The following is an 18555-nucleotide window of genomic DNA, read 5'->3' on the forward strand; positions in this document are numbered from 1 at the left end:
TGTGTAACTGATATATTCGCTGCGAAGGCGCATTGGCTAACTACTTCTAAAGCTTCGAAAACATGAGCTCTGCGCGCTTCCAATCATCTGGAGTATCGATATCTTGGACAAGATAAGATGGCAAAATGACCGGACTAGCTTGCTTTGAAAACATCGCTTCACCTGACAAAAACCCTGCGAGTGTTCCCCAATAAAACTGACCAGCATCGTGATACCTAGCCGGTAAATCTTGTGACCGTGTACTGCTAAATTCTGGCGAAACAGGCGCTATTTCACCGTTTTCAATAGATAAAGCTCTTTGTATAGGAAAGCGATATTCAGTCACCGAAAAGGCAAACATCTTACTAGGGTCAGACAGCAAGGCATCGTGTCCCTGCTTTAGATACTTTGCTTGTAAAAAGGGTGCGGTGGGGTAGATGCAGCAACAGTGTGAATATTCAGGGTTTTTATCTTGCATAAACTGCACGGCATGGGCGATTACCGCGCCCGTGGTCGCATGGTCGCCCGCTATATCCGCAGGTCTCAAAAACGGCACGCTAGCGCCGTACTGCAATGCGAGTTCACCGATTTGTTCACAATCGGTTGATACAATCACTTCATCAAATAAGCCACAATTAAGCGCAGTTTCAATAGAATAGGCAATGATTGGCTTGCCGTGAAAGGGTTTAATATTCTTTTTGGGAATCCGCTTACTGCCGCCTCTAGCCGGTATGAGCGCAAAACTCTTGGTACCGCTCACCGCAGTACCTGCTGCAAAGCAAGAATAACCCTGTCTTGCTCGGCTGCACTTAGCCCAGCATATATCGGCAGCGTCAGGGCATTTTCATAAAATTTGACCGCAGCAGGGAAATCATCGCGTTCAAAACCAAGCGCCTGATAGTAAGGATGGCAATGGATGGGAATGTAATGCACATTAACGCCAATGCCTAAGTCGTGAAGCTGTTGATACACGTTTTTTCGTTGATGCTCGGTGAGCTCAACCATAAACAAATGCCAACTGCTACTTTGCAATACCTTGGCTTGCGGAAGTGCTAAAGGTAAATCAGCGAGGCGTTCAAAATACCGCTGTGCAATGACTCTTCTCTGCTCAATAAAGTCATCTAAGCGTGTTAACTGGCTCAGTCCAAGTGCCGCCTGCATATCACTTAAACGATAGTTATAGCCTAAAACTAACTGCTGATAGTACCAAGGGCCGTCAATCTCGCCCTGCATCAATGCTGGGTCTCGGGTAATGCCATGCTTAGCAAACAGCGCACAGGCGCGTGCGAGGTCTGCATTATTGGTCACAATCGCCCCGCCCTCAGCGGTGGTAATCGACTTTACCGGATGAAAACTAAACACGGCCATGTCAGAAAACTCACAGCTTCCTATAGGCTTGTTATTGTATTGAGCCCCTAAGCTGTGGGCAGCATCTTCTATAATGGCGATATTGAGCGGGGAGCACAAAGCATGGATAGTTTGCAGATCGCAACTTTGTCCTGCAAAGTGCACCAGCACCAATGCTTTAGGCAGTTTACCGGCCTGTTGCGCTGCCAAAAGTTTTTGTTCGAGCTTTATTGGGCACAGATTGCGCGACTGCGGGTCAATATCAACAAAGTCTACATCCGCGCCGCAGTAAAGGGCACAATTGGCAGAGGCTGCAAAGGAATTTGGCGAGGTCCAAACAATATCTTTTGCCCCAATGCCTAAGGCCAAGCAAGCAACATGCAGCCCTGACGTACCACTGTTCACTGCCGTACAAAAGCTCGCACCGGTATAGGCACAAAGCGCTTGCTCGAATTCGGGGACCTTTGCTCCTTGCGTCAAAAAGTGATTTTGCAATACGTCAACAACCGCGTCGATGTCGTTTGCATCGATGTTGTGCTTGCCATAAGAAATCATTTTTTGTGAATCTGTCATACCGTTACTTTATCTAATTCAACAAGTTGTTCAACCGTTAAGAACTGAGGGTTAGTACCCGAGTGATATTCGAAGGCTTCTGTGACCTGCTTGCCTTTTTCATTCAGGGCATTGTGCGCGTAGTTAACATGCACCCCACTGAATTTAATTGCCGGCGTAATAACGTAGTGGTCGTCAAATTCAACACAATGATGCGCGAGCTCTTCAGGCACCATAACTTCGTGTAACTTCTCGCCTGGACGAATACCAATAATCTCATGCTCACGATGCCCTTGCATCGCTTCAACTAAATCTAAAATTCGGATAGACGGAATTTTCGGCACGTATATTTCGCCGCCCTGCATGCGCGAGAAGTTTTTAATGACAAAATCAACGCCGTCATCGAGCGTGATCCAAAAGCGCGTCATCGCTTCGTGAGTCACCGGAAGCTTTGTTGCTCCCTGCTTTATTAGGTCTCTGTAAAACGGTACAACAGAACCGCGCGAACCCACCACGTTACCATAGCGCACTACCGCAAAAATAGGGCCGTCGGCTCCGGCAATATTATTCGCGGCAACGAATAATTTGTCCGACACCAGTTTGGTCGCGCCATACAGGTTTACAGGATTGGCCGCCTTGTCTGTCGACAGCGCTATGACTCGTTTAACACCGTTGCTTATTGCTGCATCTATGACGTTTTGCGCACCATTAATATTCGTTTTAATACATTCATTAGGGTTGTATTCTGCCGCCGGTACTTGTTTAAGTGCGGCTGCATGCACCACTAAATCTACGTTTTTCATTGCCGTTACTAAGCGGTCTTTATCTCTTACATCGCCGATAAAATAACGCATCATCGGCTGATTAAAGCTTTGCTGCATTTCAAACTGCTTGAGTTCGTCTCGAGAATATACAATCAGTCGCTTGGGCGAATAATTATCAAGAATATGCTGAATAAATCGTTTGCCAAATGACCCTGTGCCGCCGGTGATCAAAATACTTTTGTTATCAAACACTGTTTATATGCTCCTGTAAGTCACTGCGAATCTGTTCAGCTTGTGAAGATTTATACCAAACACCCAATAGCTCATAAGCTTGGATATCTCTTGGTATATGCAGTCCTCTATTGCCCAAAGCGTCCAATAATGTTGGCTCTGGCTCATCTGTTTCTATGTATGCTATGTATCGAAAGAACGAATAAGCCTGTGTGCTGGTGAGCGCTGGTTCAAAACAGGCCGCCAAATAATCAACAGCTTCACAGTTGTATTCGTCTTTTTTATTTGCATAAGCATGAATCAAGCCAGCTTCATCAAATCGGGCACGAAAAACGATATGGGTAAAGCGCAAGGCGTCGTCTATTCGGGCGAGCAGAAAGTGCAAAGCATCGTCAAGAGCGGTGAGCGGCATACGCGTATCTTCAGATGTTTGCTGCTGACTTGCGCTCAACCAAAACGGCACATACATTAGCGCAGCATTGACGGGAAGCAAGTGTTTTAGCTTGTTATCAATGGTTTTATAGAGACGTGCGTCGGTATAGACAAACAACATTCTCTCTTGTGTTCCAGACTCTGTAAGACGGCTATTGGCCCCACTGCTAAGTGAAGCAACAACACGGTCAACATCACAGACCTCTGTTAAAAATACGCAGTGTTTTTCACACTCTGAGGGCATTGAAAACTCAAGTAGATGTTCAAATTGTGCATACTCACTGTTTGTAATGTAAGCAGCCAAGCGAGCATCAAAGGCCGTAAACGTGACGGTGTCGCTAGAGAGCATTAACATCTCGCGCTTTTCCGCAAAGGAGGTACTGGTATCGAGCAACCACCCATTGTGATTAAGCATCAGCTTTGCGTCATTCAACAGCCTATTCCAATAGCGAAGTATGTTGCTGGCAACTTCTAAAGCCTGCTCTTCATCTGATGACATGAGCGCCTTACTCAAGGTCGCCCGCAAATAATTTAAAGAACCATAGAAATAATAAATAAATAAAGACCGGCCTTTAATGATGTTATCGTCGATTAATTCACCGGCGGCTTCAATAAGCGATTCTATGTCTTCTTTGTTGCAGAACTCGGCGCTGCAAATAGCGCTGAGTTTGTCCATCTCGTCGTTTAGAATAGTTTGGCTGAACGCGCTTTTATATAAATCTCGGATATTAGCTTGCACCACAACAAATCCGTTTTTGATATCAACAATCACTTCTTCACGGTCAATTGGCTTGTTGATGATAAGCACTTCGTCCGCGTGCAGCGGCGTGCTTGAACTCACGTAAGCACCATCAGACATGTTAAAGCAATCGGCCTTATACTGCGCAAGGGCTTGCTCCAACATCATCCGCGATATGTTAAATTCAGCTTTGGTATATACCTGTGGTCTAAAATTCCCCTTTACAGGTAGGCTTTTTGCGAGATTTTCTTGGTAATTATAAATCTGCTTCCCGTTTTCAAAATATCCAGATTGTTGGCTATGATGCTTTGTATAATCAACAAAACCTAGGTCGACTCCGAGCAAATATAGATTGGTAAAGCCCAGCTCCAAGAAAAAATTAACGGCTAAGTTGGTCACCGTTGGGTAAGCTTTGTTTAAGGTTGCAAAACGCTCCTTACCCAAAATGGAAAGTGCAGACATTGCAGAGGACTCACCTTGTTTAAACGCAAACAAAGTGTCTTTGTAAAGCGCGCAAGTATCAGGGTGTATGCCATTTACGCTCACCAGCGTAATTGCTTTAAGGTAGGCCGGGTCTGCTATACGAGAGGCCCAATCAAAGGTGGCTCGACATTGCTCTACCTCAGCATGAAAATCCGGCGTAATGCCATAACGATGCAGCGCCTGTAAGGCTGTACCGCAACTAACCACTAAAACTTGTTCTCTGTGCGCTTTTAGCACCTCAATGGTGTCATCTAGCGACGGCCCATTTCCCACAATAAATAAGGGCAGGCCCCGTGTGCGCTTTGTAATATGCCCAGAGGCATTCGCGGCCATCGCGGGTACTTTATGCTCCAGCGCGTATTGCGTGTGCGCAATACCGTAAAGAGCATGGTCTAAATTTTCACTTAATGAAAAGGTAATTCTGAGCTGGTCTCTTAAGTCTTTTATAATGCGGCTTAACAGGGCGTTGTCGTAACCTTGATAAAAGTAGGTATCAGCGAGTAAATGAGGTCCCGCCGCTAGAAACTGAGAATTAATATCGGCATATAAGTTAGAACTCGCTTCACCGATATTGAGATATATACGCCGTTCAGTCTTATCGATATGCTCAAGCAGGTATAACCAATCGATGGCAAACAATGATGCAAAGAAAAAGTCAGGATTGGGCTCGCATACAAACAGATTTGCCACCTCAGTTTTTTCTGTAAATGCCTCAAAGGCATAGCCGGTATCTAAACCAAACATAATGAGTGACTTGATATTTGCAGGCAGTTCACCCTTTTCATCTTTTTGATGAGTAAGAACGGTGTTAGCTCGCCTAATGAAGATATTGTGCATATAGTGTTTTAATTTGACGCTCTCACAACCAAAAATCAGACCATCTTGGTTGGGATATTTAGCAAAGTGAGCAAACATCTCGCGGCCGTGGCGCTTTGTATCTTCAATGGAAAACACCGTACAGCTGCGCTTGTGAAATAGAGCGACGCAGCCAGTTTTCATATGCACAATGGGCTCCCACGCTTGGCACTGATATTCAGAAAACGTCGTTGCCAAGGCTGGAAAGTATTTGGTGAAGGCCTGAATATTGTTTTTAAAGCGTTCACTTTGCTTTGAGGCACATGCATATGCAGACACATCGAACGATGGTGTCCAGGGCGGCACCCATTGCTTAAAATCACTTTCAAACTGTGCCGCGCTAGGATGCATCAGGACTGCATGGCGCCCGCTTCGCAGTTCATTTATGACGTGGTCGAAGCTCGCTTCGTTGTAATGTTTAAAAAATAAGATTTGCTTGATATCAAACGCGTCGGCTAGCTCTTTTAAATCGGCGTGGAGCGTTGCAGCATTTTGTTCAATCTGAAGAAATAATCGTCTGGAGGCCCGCGCAGCCTCGTCTAAAATAAGGTGCCAATCGGTACAAAACAGCGAGCAGTAAAAAAGCTCCCAGTTAGGCTCATATATAACAATGTTCTGCGCTTTTTGCGTGTCGAACAAGTGTTCAATATGCGTGCCCTTGCCAATGCCAAAAACAACTAAAGTGTCGGGGCAAGCGCGCTCAAGTTTTTCGCTAAGGTGTGTGCTGTACTTTAAAAATTCGTCAAATCCGCTCACAGGCGTGCCAGAATTTTGACCCGCTTTATAGTTTACCAATGCGCTATGGCAACTGATCTGCTGAACTTGCTGCCTGATTTCCTTATCAACGTCAAAATGATAAAAGGTGGTGCCCGTGCGTATTTCAACAATATTGGTTTGACTGTGCTTATCTAAAAAGATGCTGTACTGCTTGAGTGGCGTGTGCTGCAGTTTTTCGCCGATACTGGGAATATGCCGTAGAAATGCAGCCAAGTTAAGGTCAAAGCGCGCCTGCAAAGATGCTGCATGGGCAGCTTCAATCTCGTTTTGTTTTTCTTCGTCGTCTGCTAAGTGAAGTCTTATATCATTTTGCATTAGTCACACTTGTTGATATTGTTTAATTGCTCGAGATGAACTAGCAACGCTGGCTAAGGCCTTTTTTGCGGTATTGCGCAAGCAAGTTACATGGTCAACTAAGCGTTGATTTGTTTGTAATTCATCTTGTGCAAACAGCTTTTGCTGCTGTATGTTCATGCTCTTAAGCAATTTATCGACCAACTTTTTGCGTTGTTCAATCAATATCTGCAAGTGTGCTTCATCTACTTCATCAACGAGTAGGCACTTAGTAAGTGCCTCATTGATAGTAGCTAATTCTTCTGGGGTGTGGTTATGATTAAGGTGAAGTTGGCGCATTATATGCCAGATTGCGCATAAGCCTGCTGTTTGGCCGCTTCTGGAATTTGCGCCCAAGCGTCTTTGATGGGCAAGAACAATTCGCTCACTTCACTGATCACATCAGCGCCATTTTCACTGGAAATGGTCGATAGCTTTTCCAAAAAATAATTATATAGCGCATATAGGTTTTCAGAAAAATCGCCGCCTACCTCAAGGTCTAAAGTGTCGCGCAAATTAATGAAAATTGCGGTGGCTTTTGACAGGTGTTCAGAACGGCCTTGATAATCGCTCCGCTCGATACATCCTTTGGCGTAGGCAAGTCTATCAAGTGCCCCTTGCATTAACATTAGCGTTAATTTATGCGGGTCAGCGTTAATAATATCTTGTTTTAACGTGCCTTTCTTATAAGCGTTTATTGCCTTTAATGACATACTAGTTTCCTAATGCTGCAAACAATGCATTACCGGTGTTCTGCAGGTCTGCAATGGTTGAATCTAAACTTAAATAGCGAGCGCGAAGCGTTGACTCTAAGCTTTCCATTCTTAGTTCAAACTGTTCTCTTTCTGTTTCAAGGTTGCCCTGCTGCTCTTTAATGCTGTCTTCACGCGATTTAATTAAACTGGAGCCTTGAGTGTACTCTTCTGTAAACGCGATAAGCTGTGTCGCCATGCCGTCTTCGCCAGAAAACAGTTTTGCGACATCATCAAAATTATCGGCCAAAGCATCGTCTAGGCGTTTTGAGCCCGAGCCTAGGCCAAAGTCTGTGCTGCCAATTTCTAGCTTGCCGTCAGCGGTCAGCTCAATACCTAATGCAAATAAGCTACCAATTGTTGACCCAGGCACGCTATTTCCTAACAAGGTAGATAAACCTTGCTGGATTCCCCTTACCATAGAATCACCGGCGAGCGCGCCGTCTTCGTCTTCATCGGTTTCGCCGTAGCGTGTCAGTCTGTCGAGTTCATCAACAAGGCTGTTGTACTTTTCAATAAAGGTATCGATGTTTTCTTTTAAGTTTTCCGTGTCAAAGCCAATAGTGAGTTTTGATGCAATAGGGTCGCCATTGGCATCTCTGTCGGATAGTGACTTGGCGTCAAACCTAACATTCTGAATAGTGTTTTCGAACTTATTCGTGTCGCTTTCAACGCGGATATTATCGACCGTTGCAATCGCATTTTGTGCGCTTAGCGTTGGCGTTAGGTAGGTGGTCGTTTCTGTTGAATTGCTTGTTGATAGCGCATTTAGTTCTGCGTTATCGTTGTCATTTACAATTTGTAAATCGTTGCCCAATCCACTGACGTTAGAAGTGAAGACCAATTTGGAACCACCGGCAGCGGTGCCCGTATTGATAATATTGGCCGAAACACCAAAATTATTTTCGTCATCGTTGATTTGCTGGCGAAGCTCTTCGAGCGTAGTGCCAGCGGCTACAGATATGGTAAACGTATCGCCTGTATTACCAATTTTGAAGGTGAGGTCTGCTGTGCCTGAGCTCAGCACAACCGCATCTGAATCAGCAAAAGCCGCATCTGCAGTCTCAATACGACTGCCACGGGCGAGCTGTTCTACTGCAATTTGATATTCACCGGTCACAGCCGAGTTGCCCGGGCTTGCGGTAATGGGTTCATTAGATTCGGAGGGGTTATCTATTTGAGGGTCGCGTCCGCTTAAATTGTCGGACTCTTGTAAAGCCTTCATGGCATCTTCAAATTCTGAGAGCTTTGACTTTACTCTACCAAGGGCGGATATCTCTTGGTCAAGGGTTTCCTCACGAGCATTCAACCTTTGCTCTTTAGGACCACGCTCGGCTGCTAATAAATTTCTAACAAGACCCTCAAGGTCTAAACCAGATCCTACACCTAAAGATTGAATGCTCATGTGCTACCTCATAATTAAGCTTGTCCGTTTATCAACACTCCTTTATTTGTGCCAACATCAGACTGTAAATCTCGAATCCGCTCGGCAAAATTTAGTACCTCTTCGGAAGGTATTTGCCGTATAACGTCTCCGCTTGCCGCATCTTTAACAGTCACTACTTGCCTTTCGGTCGCTTCATCCACACTAAAGGATATCGCTGTACCCTTGCTTTGCAGAAACGCCCCTACTCCGTCAAGTTCATCTGATAAATCTACCGTCTCCTCTCTAGTCAGTGTATCGGCTGAAAGGCCCTGACTCTTTAGCTTTTTCTCTTCTTCGAGACGCTTTTGCTCAGGCAACTGCGAGACGCTTTTATCTAAATTTCTAACTTGTTGAGTAAGCGCTGCATTTTCACTTCTCGTGAACTGGCTTACGCCTGTTTGCATGCCTACTAAATTGTTACTGTTAAATGTTTTTTCATTCACAATACTTGCCTGTTCCCTAGCAATATTTTGACCAATCTGCGAATTAATATTATCCATAACTTACTCCTACGCTTTGTCACTTCATTTTAAGTAAATAAAAGGAAGAGCGGTTGCACCTAGATTTGCCGGTGAACCGCCCGTTCAACGCAACTTTTGCCGTGCGGCTTGTCTAACTAACTGCGCGAATACTACCCCAACAATGCTAATGCTGATTGAGGGCTTTGTGAGGCCTGCGCTAAAATAGAGAGCGAGGCTTGTTGTAATATCTGATTACGAGTCAGGTTTGCCGTTTCAGCGGCAAAATCGGTATCTCTTATTTGGCTTCTAGCCGCCGACAAGTTTTCAGACACATTCGATATATTGCGGATAGTAGACTCAAAACGATTACTCACCGCACCCAAATCAGCCCTGGCTGCTCCAACGGCCGAAATCGCAGTATCCAAAGTAGCAATTGCACCCGACGCGCCGGTAACGGTCGACACACTAACGCTGCCAACGCCTAAACCAGAAGCACCAAACCCGCCCGTGCGCGATAAATTAACTGAAATATTTTGATTTGCATTCGCACCCACCATAAATTTAGCAGAGTAAGTGCCATCTAAGATGTTGTTATTATTAAATTGGGTATCAGCACCAATACGCGATAGCTCTAATATTAACGCAGAAACTTCTTTGTTGAGCGCTTCCCGGTCGTCTGCCGAATTAATACCATTTTGTGACTGCACTGCTAGCTGCCGCATGCGCTGCAGGATAGTCGTGGTTTCGCCAAGTGCGCCTTCTGCAGTTTGCGCCACAGAAATGCCGTCATTGGCATTACGTACCGCTTGATTAAGACCTTGAATTTGCGACGTCATGCGGTCTGTAATTTGCAGCCCTGCAGCGTCGTCTGACGCTCTGTTGATGCGCTGGCCTGAGGATAAACGCTCGAATGATTGACTCAATGCGTTAGAAGAATCAAATAACTGCCTCTGTGCGCTAAGCGCAGACACATTTGTATTGACGAATATTGACATACTACCTCCATAAGCCAGCGTTGCGTGAACGTGAACATGGCGTTTGCGCTGGCTACTTTTCTTTTTATATTAACCTTAGGTCACTACTCCCGGGGTCAATACACCTCTTTTAGTAATTCAAATTTTGAATGAATTACCTCTCAACTAAGGGTATCGGCAGCGCCAACAGCTTCTTTAGAGGAAATTTGAAAAAATTGACAAGTAATTTATAAGCAACTGAAAAATATAAAGTATTAAAACTCAGGCTTGCGTCGACTACGTACGCGTAAACGAAGCAACTAGGCTGAGATGCCGCAGGGCTTGTAGGGGGCATGACCAAAAGTAAAGTACGAATGAAAATTGTGAGTTCGGAAAAATTGGCACAGACCATGCTTTATATTTATTGTTAGCAAGTCTTATTTCTGTTCAAGAAAAAAAGGCCGAGCCATGGGGTGGCTCGACCAAATTGCTCACGTTAGGAGTTGGAGCAAACTTTTCCGTCGACTGGCAGGATTGTAGAACGTAAGTACTGGCCTCTCAACCAAATGTCCTACACTCTCAGTCTTGTTAGTCGACCTTTTACTTACGATATTCCGCGATAAAGCCGCCTTCCTTGGCAATTTACTGGGCCTCTCAAGCCTTCCAAATCGGATTATTACTGCTTTACGCTGTCGAATAAATACGGTTTTGCATACTGCGTTGTACTATTTATCTATATATCTATCTAGCTAATAATTAGCCTTGTAGAAGAGACAATGCGGCCTGCGGACGCTGGTTAGCCTGCGTCAAAATAGTGGTACTGGCCTGCTGAATAATTTGCAGGCGGGTAAGATTTGCCGTTTCAGCGGCAAAGTCTGTATCTTTAATTCGACTTCTGGCAGCTGATACGTTTTCAGATATATTGCTGAGGTTACGAATGGTCGACTGAAAGCGATTTTGAATTGCACCTAAGTCTGCGCGCTTACCGTTTACGGCTTCAATGGCGTTGTCTATTGCCGTGAGCGCTCTTGATGCACCGACTGTTGTTAGCACCGACAATGTTGCCGCGCTCGCGCCGAACAATCCAGACGTTCCATACCCATCGGTACGCTGAACATTTACGCTGATTGTTTGACCTGCATTGGCACCTACCAAAAACTTAGCTGAAAACCCGCCCTTGAGAACGTCCACTCCCCCAAATTGGGTGGTTTGCGCAATTCGGCTCATTTCAAGCTTCAAAGCCGACACCTCTTTTTGTAAGGCACCGCGGTCCGCGTCTGAGTTAATCCCGTTTTGAGATTGTATTGCCAAAGTTCGTATGCGCTGCAAAGCGTTAGTAATTTCAGTCATCGCGCCCTCTATAGTTTGCGATAAAGATATCCCGTCGTTGGCATTTCTCACTGCTTGATCTAGACCTTGAATTTGCGAGGTCATGCGGTCAGAAATCTGTAAACCTGCCGCATCGTCTTTAGCGCTGTTGATGCGCAACCCAGAAGATAAACGCTCAAAAGCCGTGCTTAAATTGGTATTGGTGTCCGACAAATAACGACGGGCACTGAGTGATGATATATTAGTATTAACGAATAAAGACATAACAATCTCCTAACGATTTTCAGTAAATATTTAGCGCCCTGCTCTTTTTGTATCACTTGGCATTTAAGCGGCTAAAGTTTTCATTTATGGCACACATTGTGCTTTGTACATATGGAATCATGGACTGATTCATTTCATCAACTGTTCACTACATTTGATGAAGCATATATGCTGTAACAGAGCGAAAGCTCTTTGCTGACGGCAGGTATGATGTTCCAGACCTCATACCTCTCACTACCTCCTGGCATCATTCCTGTCAGTCGGCAGTTCAGCGTATATATTCTTCAACTTCCCTTGATAGCCTTTTTCAGGCCGCACTTATCCTTCACGCATTTTGTGCGTTGAATTTTTTCATTTATTTTTGACAACAAATTGACGGGCTTACTGAGCGCTGCTCTCGTAATAAGTCAAGTTAATATGCGTATGGAAGATGATGAGGGCTGCTATCGCCAAATATTTGATGCATCGAAAATTAGCTTCAATATTCAGTGACGCACATTCAGGCAATACCGTATGGGCTTGGCTGCTCGTTTATTCATCCTAACGCTATTTGCTAAGTAACTTTTTGCTAAGTGACTTTTTGCTAAGAAACTTTTTGCTAAGAAACTTTTTGCTAAAAAACTTAGCGACATCGTATTGTTTTTATTATTGATGTTTGCAGGGTCTTCAGTTTTTATTATTGCTGTATTGCCCTGCTTAAATAGGTTATCGCCGCATGCGCAAAAAGCTTTAGAAAAAAACTAAATTAGATGAAAAAAGAGGGAAATAAGCGGCCAGGCAATGCCTGGCCAATCGCTCAAGGGATAGAGTGAGCGCGCTCTAAGTTCTGTTTGGCTTGTGAATACAAGTTACTACCTCCTGGCTTCATTCCCCAAACAGTAGGGTCGAGCTACTTATTACTGGCGTAATTAGCCAAGAAGCTGTAGAGCTGCCTGTGGACGCTGATTAGCCTGTGACAAGATAGTTGTGCTAGCTTGCTGTAGAATCTGGTTACGAGTTAGGTTTGCAGTTTCTTTAGCAAAGTCAGTATCAAGAATCTGTGAACGCGCTGAAGACATATTTTCAGATACGTTTGATAGATTACGGATAGTAGACTGGAAACGGTTAGTTAACGCACCAAGGTCTGCGCGAGTCGCACCCACCGCTGAAATAGCAGTATCAAGTGCAGCGATTGCAGCTGATGCTCCGGCAACAGTTGATACTGACAACGTACCAATCAATGCAGACGCACCATATCCTCGACCGCCAATTGGGCCGGTACCAGAAAGATTAACTGATATATTCTGGTTGGCGTTAGCACCTACCAAGAATTTAGCAGAGAAGTTTCCGTCAAGAATGTTAACCTTGTTGAATTGCGTATCAGTTGCAATTCTAGAAATTTCAAACTTAAGGGCAGATACTTCTTTTTGAAGTGCCAAACGGTCATCTGCAGAGTTAATACCGTTTTGTGATTGTACCGCAAGCTGACGAATTCGCTGCAAGGCAGTGGTAGTCTCGCCTAAAGCGCCTTCTGCTGTTTGAGCAAGAGAAATTGCGTCGTTTGCGTTGTTAACTGCTTGGTTTAGACCGTTAATTTGAGTGGTCATTCTGTCGGTAATTTGAAGACCGGCCGCATCGTCAGATGCACGGTTGATTCTCATACCAGAAGATAGACGCTCAAAAGACGTACCTAGTGAATTACTTGAATTGAATAACTGACGTTGGGCGTTTAAGCTTGACACGTTAGTATTTACGAACATAGACATAAGTCTTCTCCTACACTCTCAGTCCAGCGCTTGCTGGCAGCCGGACGGATTCCGGTATTATTTTCAAATTGTAGAACATGACTCTTCAACTTTTGAAAAGTACATGTACTGGCTCTCTCGAAGACTGTATCGACACTCTACAAATTCCCTTTAGTCTAATTTCGAAAAAAAACGCAAAAGGCGGCAAAAAATTGCCGCCTTTAAAATTTGAACTTCACGATGAGATTGTTAAAACAAACAGTTAGCTTGTAAGAATGACCAAATTTTAAGTAAGAAAATTTTTTAATATTCTTTTGAAGAACTAATGAGCAAACGCATGAAAGTTGGGGGTATAGGCAAAAATAAAAGCATGCGCGCACAGGGATGTGCGCGCCTGAGCGGCCAGGATGGCGAAAAGCGTCTTTTATATTTGCCTATGCCCCCCGACTTTATAATTCTCTACTTATCGGAACGGTCTTGGTTGAGAGTTTTGTTTGGAATTCTTGATTGAGATTATTGATTAAAGGTACGGGCGCGATAATGATGTTAGTCGCGCCGAGGACCAGCGCGATTGTTAGATATAGTTAAAAAGCGACAAATTAGCAATTCGAGGAAAACTCGCAAAGGCTGCTTCAAGCGCGGTTTCCTGTCGGGCAAAATCTGAAGATGCTTGCGCATAATCTACGTCTTGAATGGCTGAGCGCGCCTCTTGGTTGGTTACTTCGCTGTCGAGTAAAGAGTTTCTTATAGACTCTGCAATATTCAAACGCGCACCAATGGAAGAGTTTTCTCGCGCTATCTGCGCTAAGCCGTTGTCGATGCCAACTAGAGTGTCATCAATGACCGATGAAAATGCTTGAGATGAAATGTTAGGGTCGTTTAAGGCCGCCGACATTTTATGTAGGCTCTCTGCTAAGTTTGTTTTTTCAGGACGTTTTAGCTCAACAGTCAACGAATCCCCTACATTGCCGTTAAGTTCAAATTCAAAGCCATTAAAGTTCATTTGCTCTGCGGGATCGTAGGGCAAGGTTGCTTCAACATTGCCTGTACCCACATTGCTGATGGTGACTAAATTTGCTGCGGTAATGGTAAAGCTATATTGGTTATTTACAGCATTTACCGGGTCGTAATTTCGTTCATGGAAACTATCAAAGCTACCCTGATTACGGATGCCATAGGCGCCTAGGCTCGCGCCATTATTGGTCACTAAGTCAAAATTCAATCGACCGTTTACATTTTCAAATACACTTTTGCCCGAGCTGGTGGTTTGAATGCTTACGCTGTCAGAGATTTGGATACGATTGGTTCCGTCATCGCCCTGAAACTTAATAGGTTCGGCTTTGTTGGCTGGATTAAACGCAAAGGCCTGTTTTTGTGACTGATAGCCCGAAAAAATATAGTCGCCGCTGGCGTTTTGAGTATTCATCAAGTCAATCACTTGATTACGGATTTGGTCAATCTCGGCGGCAACCGCTTCGCGATCGGGTTGTGAAAAGATGCCGTTACCCGACTGAACAGTCAACACGCGTGCGCGATTTATCACATCGGTGATGGAGCGAAGCGAGGTTTCTTGCAGTTCAAGATTGCTTTTCGCCATGTCGATGTTACGTTCATATTGATTGGTTTTTTCTAAATCCTCAGTCAATCGAATAACTTGTGAGGCCCCCACCGGATCATCAGATGGACGCAACAAGCGCTTTCCGCTCGCAAGTTGACTCTGTAAGTCTGACAACTCACCTTGACTTGTATTAATAGCCCGCAAGTTTTGATCAAATATTAAATTAGTGGTAACTCTCATCTATCGTTCTCTTTGTTTCTTTTATTCTGTGTGACTATGGTGCCTACATTTCTATAAATGCGGAGTAAGGCACTCTGCGCTGAGTATCTCATTATCTGGTGACCGACAAGATAGTCTGAAACATTTCTCTGGCTGAACTTAAAATCTGAGCCGCCGCGGCATATGACTGCTGAAATTGAATCAAGTTGGCGGCCTCTTCATCAAGACTCACCCCAGCGGTAGACTCAAACCATTCAGATGATTGAGTGCGCATTACCGTTGCCGCTTCTAAATTAACGCTGGCATTAGCCGTTGCCGACCCCACGCTGCCCACAATAGAGGAGTAGGCCTCATTTAAGGTTGTTTTGTTTTGATTTGATGCACTGCCCTGGCGAACCAATGAGGCTTGTTGCAGCTGCGCAAACTCAACCGCATTGCGGTTATCATTAATTCCGTCAGTGTTGTAGGCAATGGTAAATACATCGCCTGCTTTTGGCTCACCCTGCAATGAAAAGTCATAACCGGGATAATCACTCAGTGCAGCAAAATCAGCAGGCCATGCCGGAGCGCCGCCCGCTTTTGCTTTCTCAATAAGATTGTTTAAATCAGTCACGCCTGAAACCGTTGTAATAACCTGTGCTGGCGTTGAATTATCAAGCACTTGATATTCATCAGATGCGATAAACCTGATTGTAACGGGTGCACCATATATATTTGAAGGTGAATTAGCTGAGGTGTTTAAACCACCTAAGCCTGTGAACGCAGATGCATCATTACTGGTAAAAGTACTGTCAACAACGGTATTGCTAGATGTGGTGGCAACCAACTTTGCATCGCCTAAGTTATTGTCACCTGAATCTACGCGAATGGGTTTGGCAAATGCCCAATCTTCTGAGCGTGTCGTTGCCATACCTAAGTTGGCGGCTGCGGTGCGGGTAGGTTGAATCAAAAAGCTGTCCCCTACCTGATACTGCGAACCGCTAGCAAATTCGAGCTCTATCCCGCCCATAGTTTTGTTGAATGATCCTAAACTTGCATCAACCGTCAAGGTTTCTACAATGGGATTTCCGCTTGCATCAAGCTGCGGTCGACCATCACTTTTCATGGCCTCAACCTGAATATCAAAGGTTGCCGGTGTACCGGTGCTCGGAGTAGTCATCACCGTCACTTTGTAATCGTTGTTTGTGACTTCACCGCTTGCACCCGGGCTGATACGTCCGCGCATTTGTAAGCTCAGGTCGCTGTTTGTCGGATAATTAATGGAACTGAACTCGGCAATCTTAAAAATATCGCCGCCTAGCTGCTGGTCTAAATCCATGCCTTGGCGGTTCTGCGTATTCACTGCATCTGCCAAGCTTGTTGCAAGTTTACCAAGGTCGCGCTGGGTGGGCTCAAGCACCTGTTCACGGTATTTAAATAAACCGCCCAAGCCGCCCCCTAAGTTTTCTTCTAGAATGTTGATTGTTGCATCATTTTTTGTGAGCGACTGAAAATCAGTTTTGAGCGTGAGCTGACGGTTAGTAAAATCTGGCTCGCCACCAACGGCAAATACGTTGAAGCTGCCGTCGGCCATTACAAGTGATTCTCCAGTGGTTAAATTAACGACTAAGCCATCATCGCCATTAGGGCTGTTTCTTACTTCTAGCGCAACGATGCTTGATAACTCAAGTATCGCTTGGTCACGCTGATTGAGCAGTTTAGTAGGCGTATCGACCACAGACGAACCATTTGCAATTTGTACCGCTTCATTTAAATCGCCAATTTGCTTAATTAAGCTATTCGCGCGGTCTACCGATTGTTGTATTTGCAGCTCGACTTCATCTTCTTTGGCTTTCATAAAATCGCCAAGCTGGTTGATACGATTTAACATGCCGGTGGCTCTGCCCATAATGGCATCGCGAGCGGCGGTGTTTGTTGGGTCGTCTGCGGCGGTTTGAATGGCGCCAAAAAAGCTTGTCATTGAGCTGGCAATACTGTTTGCCTCGCTTGCCAACACTCTATCTAATCCCTCAACGCGGTCAAAATAGGCTTGAGACTCGCCCACAAAAGAAGTATCTCTGCGCAGTTGATTTTGCGCAAACACATCGAAGACTCTGTCGGTAAACCCAAAATCTACACCGCCATTCATATGATTGCTGAAGGTTGTGCGCTCGCGCACATATCCTTCGCTATTCACGTTGGCTATATTGTTACTGGTGGTATTGAGCAGCTTATTGCTGGCGTTAATACCGGTTTTAGCAATCGAAAAAAGATCCGCATTTCGAATCATGGTAACAATTCACTCATAGTTGGGCTGTTATACACCGACATCACTTTGTCGGCATATTTAGGGTCTGTGGCGTAGCCGGCTCGCTGCAGCTCTTTGAAGTACTCATTAGGTGCTTGGGCTTTTTCTAAGGCATGTTGATAACGCGGGTTGCCGCTCACAAAATCCACATAATCATGCAGCGATTCTTCAAAATTGCTGTAGGTTCTAAAAGCTGCCTGCTGCTTTTGTGGAATATTATTTTTAAACTCTAAGGTATCGATAACCGTTTTATTGCCGTCCCAGCGCTTGTCAGCTTTGATACCGAACAGGTTGTGCGCATTGTTGCCATCCCCTTGGTGGATCATAAATTTGCCCCAGCCGGTTTCAACCGCAGCTTGTGCAATAAGCGCTTTTGCTGAAATACCTAATCGCTCTGCTGCAGCCTGCGCTTGAGGATAAAGCGCTTTTATAAATTCTTTAGGCGACGCAAAAGCGGCTTTTTTTGTAGGCTGAGCATCTTGCACTTTGTTTTGCGCCTGCGTAGCCTGACCATTTTGAGAAGCCACCTGACGAAGCTCAATGCTTTGCAACAACGATGATGAACTTTGATTGGGAGTTTGTTGAGCGTTCTGATGAGGACTTTTCCCAGATAAGTCTTCTATAGCCGACTTTTCCATGAATTGTGCACGCAGCTTTGCATTGCGATTTAGCATAGATAAATCAGCGTCATTTCTAACCGCACTGGCTGGCATTACGCCATTGTTTAAGCTCATTTGCTGCACAATAACGTCGGCTAAGCCTAGGCTACCTTTAGTAGAGAGGTCGGTGGCTAGCTGCTGGTCGTGCATGTCACGGTAAAACTTCACCTGCTCTGAGTTAAACGGACTGTCTTTGTCGGCCATTGCATCTTGCGCCTTGCGCATCGATTTCAGCAGCATTTGAACAAAGATTGCTTCAAACTGCTTAGCGGCTTCTTCAAGCGCGCCTTCATCGCCTGATTTGGCGGCCGCACGCAAAGTATCAAGACTACCAAGGTCATGTACCGACCTTGACATCTCTAACTGCGATTTTGCGTTCGACGACAAATCCATGCTACTTCTCTCTTTCTTAGCTTAAATAAATCACATAA

14 protein-coding genes are annotated in these 18555 nt (G+C 44.9%); all 14 read right to left on the bottom strand.

Going from position 1 to position 18555, the window contains the following annotated elements:
• Window positions 1-46: 46 nt before the first annotated feature.
• Entirely contained in the window at window positions 47-739 is a 693-nt protein-coding gene (pseF, locus tag ACFO4O_RS07195; protein ID WP_382406919.1) for a pseudaminic acid cytidylyltransferase, read from the bottom strand.
• Window positions 736-1881: a UDP-4-amino-4,6-dideoxy-N-acetyl-beta-L-altrosamine transaminase gene (pseC, locus tag ACFO4O_RS07200; RefSeq protein ID WP_382408263.1), complete on the bottom strand. Its 1146-nt coding sequence runs from the start codon at window positions 1879-1881 to the stop codon at window positions 736-738. The genes pseF and pseC overlap by 4 nt, the downstream gene beginning before the upstream one ends.
• A gap of 14 nt (window positions 1882-1895) precedes the next feature.
• A complete protein-coding gene (gene pseB, locus ACFO4O_RS07205) occupies window positions 1896-2894 on the bottom strand; it encodes a UDP-N-acetylglucosamine 4,6-dehydratase (inverting) (RefSeq protein WP_382406921.1) in 999 nt (332 codons plus the stop codon).
• Entirely contained in the window at window positions 2887-6474 is a 3588-nt protein-coding gene (locus tag ACFO4O_RS07210; protein WP_382406923.1) for a motility associated factor glycosyltransferase family protein, read from the bottom strand. Before ACFO4O_RS07210 ends, pseB begins: the two co-directional genes overlap by 8 nt.
• A 3-nt stretch (window positions 6475-6477) precedes the next feature.
• The gene (locus ACFO4O_RS07215; RefSeq protein WP_382406925.1) at window positions 6478-6792 is read right to left on the bottom strand and encodes a hypothetical protein; all 315 of its coding nucleotides are present in this window, start codon (window positions 6790-6792) and stop codon (window positions 6478-6480) included.
• The gene (gene fliS / locus ACFO4O_RS07220; protein ID WP_382406927.1) at window positions 6792-7205 is read right to left on the bottom strand and encodes a flagellar export chaperone FliS; all 414 of its coding nucleotides are present in this window, start codon (window positions 7203-7205) and stop codon (window positions 6792-6794) included. The genes ACFO4O_RS07215 and fliS overlap by 1 nt, the downstream gene beginning before the upstream one ends.
• A 1-nt stretch (window position 7206) precedes the next feature.
• Complete coding sequence (fliD, locus tag ACFO4O_RS07225; protein ID WP_382406929.1) at window positions 7207-8649, bottom strand: flagellar filament capping protein FliD; 1443 nt, start codon at window positions 8647-8649, stop codon at window positions 7207-7209.
• Between the two features lie 14 nt (window positions 8650-8663).
• Complete coding sequence (locus ACFO4O_RS07230; RefSeq protein ID WP_382406931.1) at window positions 8664-9170, bottom strand: flagellar protein FlaG; 507 nt, start codon at window positions 9168-9170, stop codon at window positions 8664-8666.
• Window positions 9171-9301: 131 nt separating this feature from the next.
• A complete protein-coding gene (locus ACFO4O_RS07235) occupies window positions 9302-10126 on the bottom strand; it encodes a flagellin N-terminal helical domain-containing protein (protein WP_382406933.1) in 825 nt (274 codons plus the stop codon).
• A gap of 714 nt (window positions 10127-10840) precedes the next feature.
• Complete coding sequence (locus ACFO4O_RS07240) at window positions 10841-11677, bottom strand: flagellin N-terminal helical domain-containing protein (protein ID WP_382406935.1); 837 nt, start codon at window positions 11675-11677, stop codon at window positions 10841-10843.
• A gap of 908 nt (window positions 11678-12585) precedes the next feature.
• On the bottom strand, window positions 12586-13422 hold the full coding sequence (locus ACFO4O_RS07245; protein WP_382406937.1) for a flagellin N-terminal helical domain-containing protein: 837 nt from the start codon (window positions 13420-13422) through the stop codon (window positions 12586-12588).
• Between the two features lie 553 nt (window positions 13423-13975).
• The gene (flgL, locus tag ACFO4O_RS07250; RefSeq protein ID WP_382406939.1) at window positions 13976-15199 is read right to left on the bottom strand and encodes a flagellar hook-associated protein FlgL; all 1224 of its coding nucleotides are present in this window, start codon (window positions 15197-15199) and stop codon (window positions 13976-13978) included.
• A 91-nt stretch (window positions 15200-15290) separates the two neighbouring features.
• The gene (flgK, locus tag ACFO4O_RS07255) at window positions 15291-17447 is read right to left on the bottom strand and encodes a flagellar hook-associated protein FlgK (protein WP_382406941.1); all 2157 of its coding nucleotides are present in this window, start codon (window positions 17445-17447) and stop codon (window positions 15291-15293) included.
• Window positions 17444-18517 carry a flagellar assembly peptidoglycan hydrolase FlgJ gene (flgJ, locus tag ACFO4O_RS07260; RefSeq protein ID WP_382406943.1) on the bottom strand — a complete coding sequence of 358 codons (1074 nt, stop codon included), beginning with the start codon at window positions 18515-18517 and terminating at the stop codon, window positions 17444-17446. Before flgJ ends, flgK begins: the two co-directional genes overlap by 4 nt.
• Between the last annotated feature and the right edge of the window lie 38 nt (window positions 18518-18555).

Source organism: Glaciecola siphonariae (assembly GCF_042652645.1).
In the GTDB taxonomy this organism is placed as follows: Bacteria; Pseudomonadota; Gammaproteobacteria; order Enterobacterales; family Alteromonadaceae; genus Glaciecola; species Glaciecola siphonariae.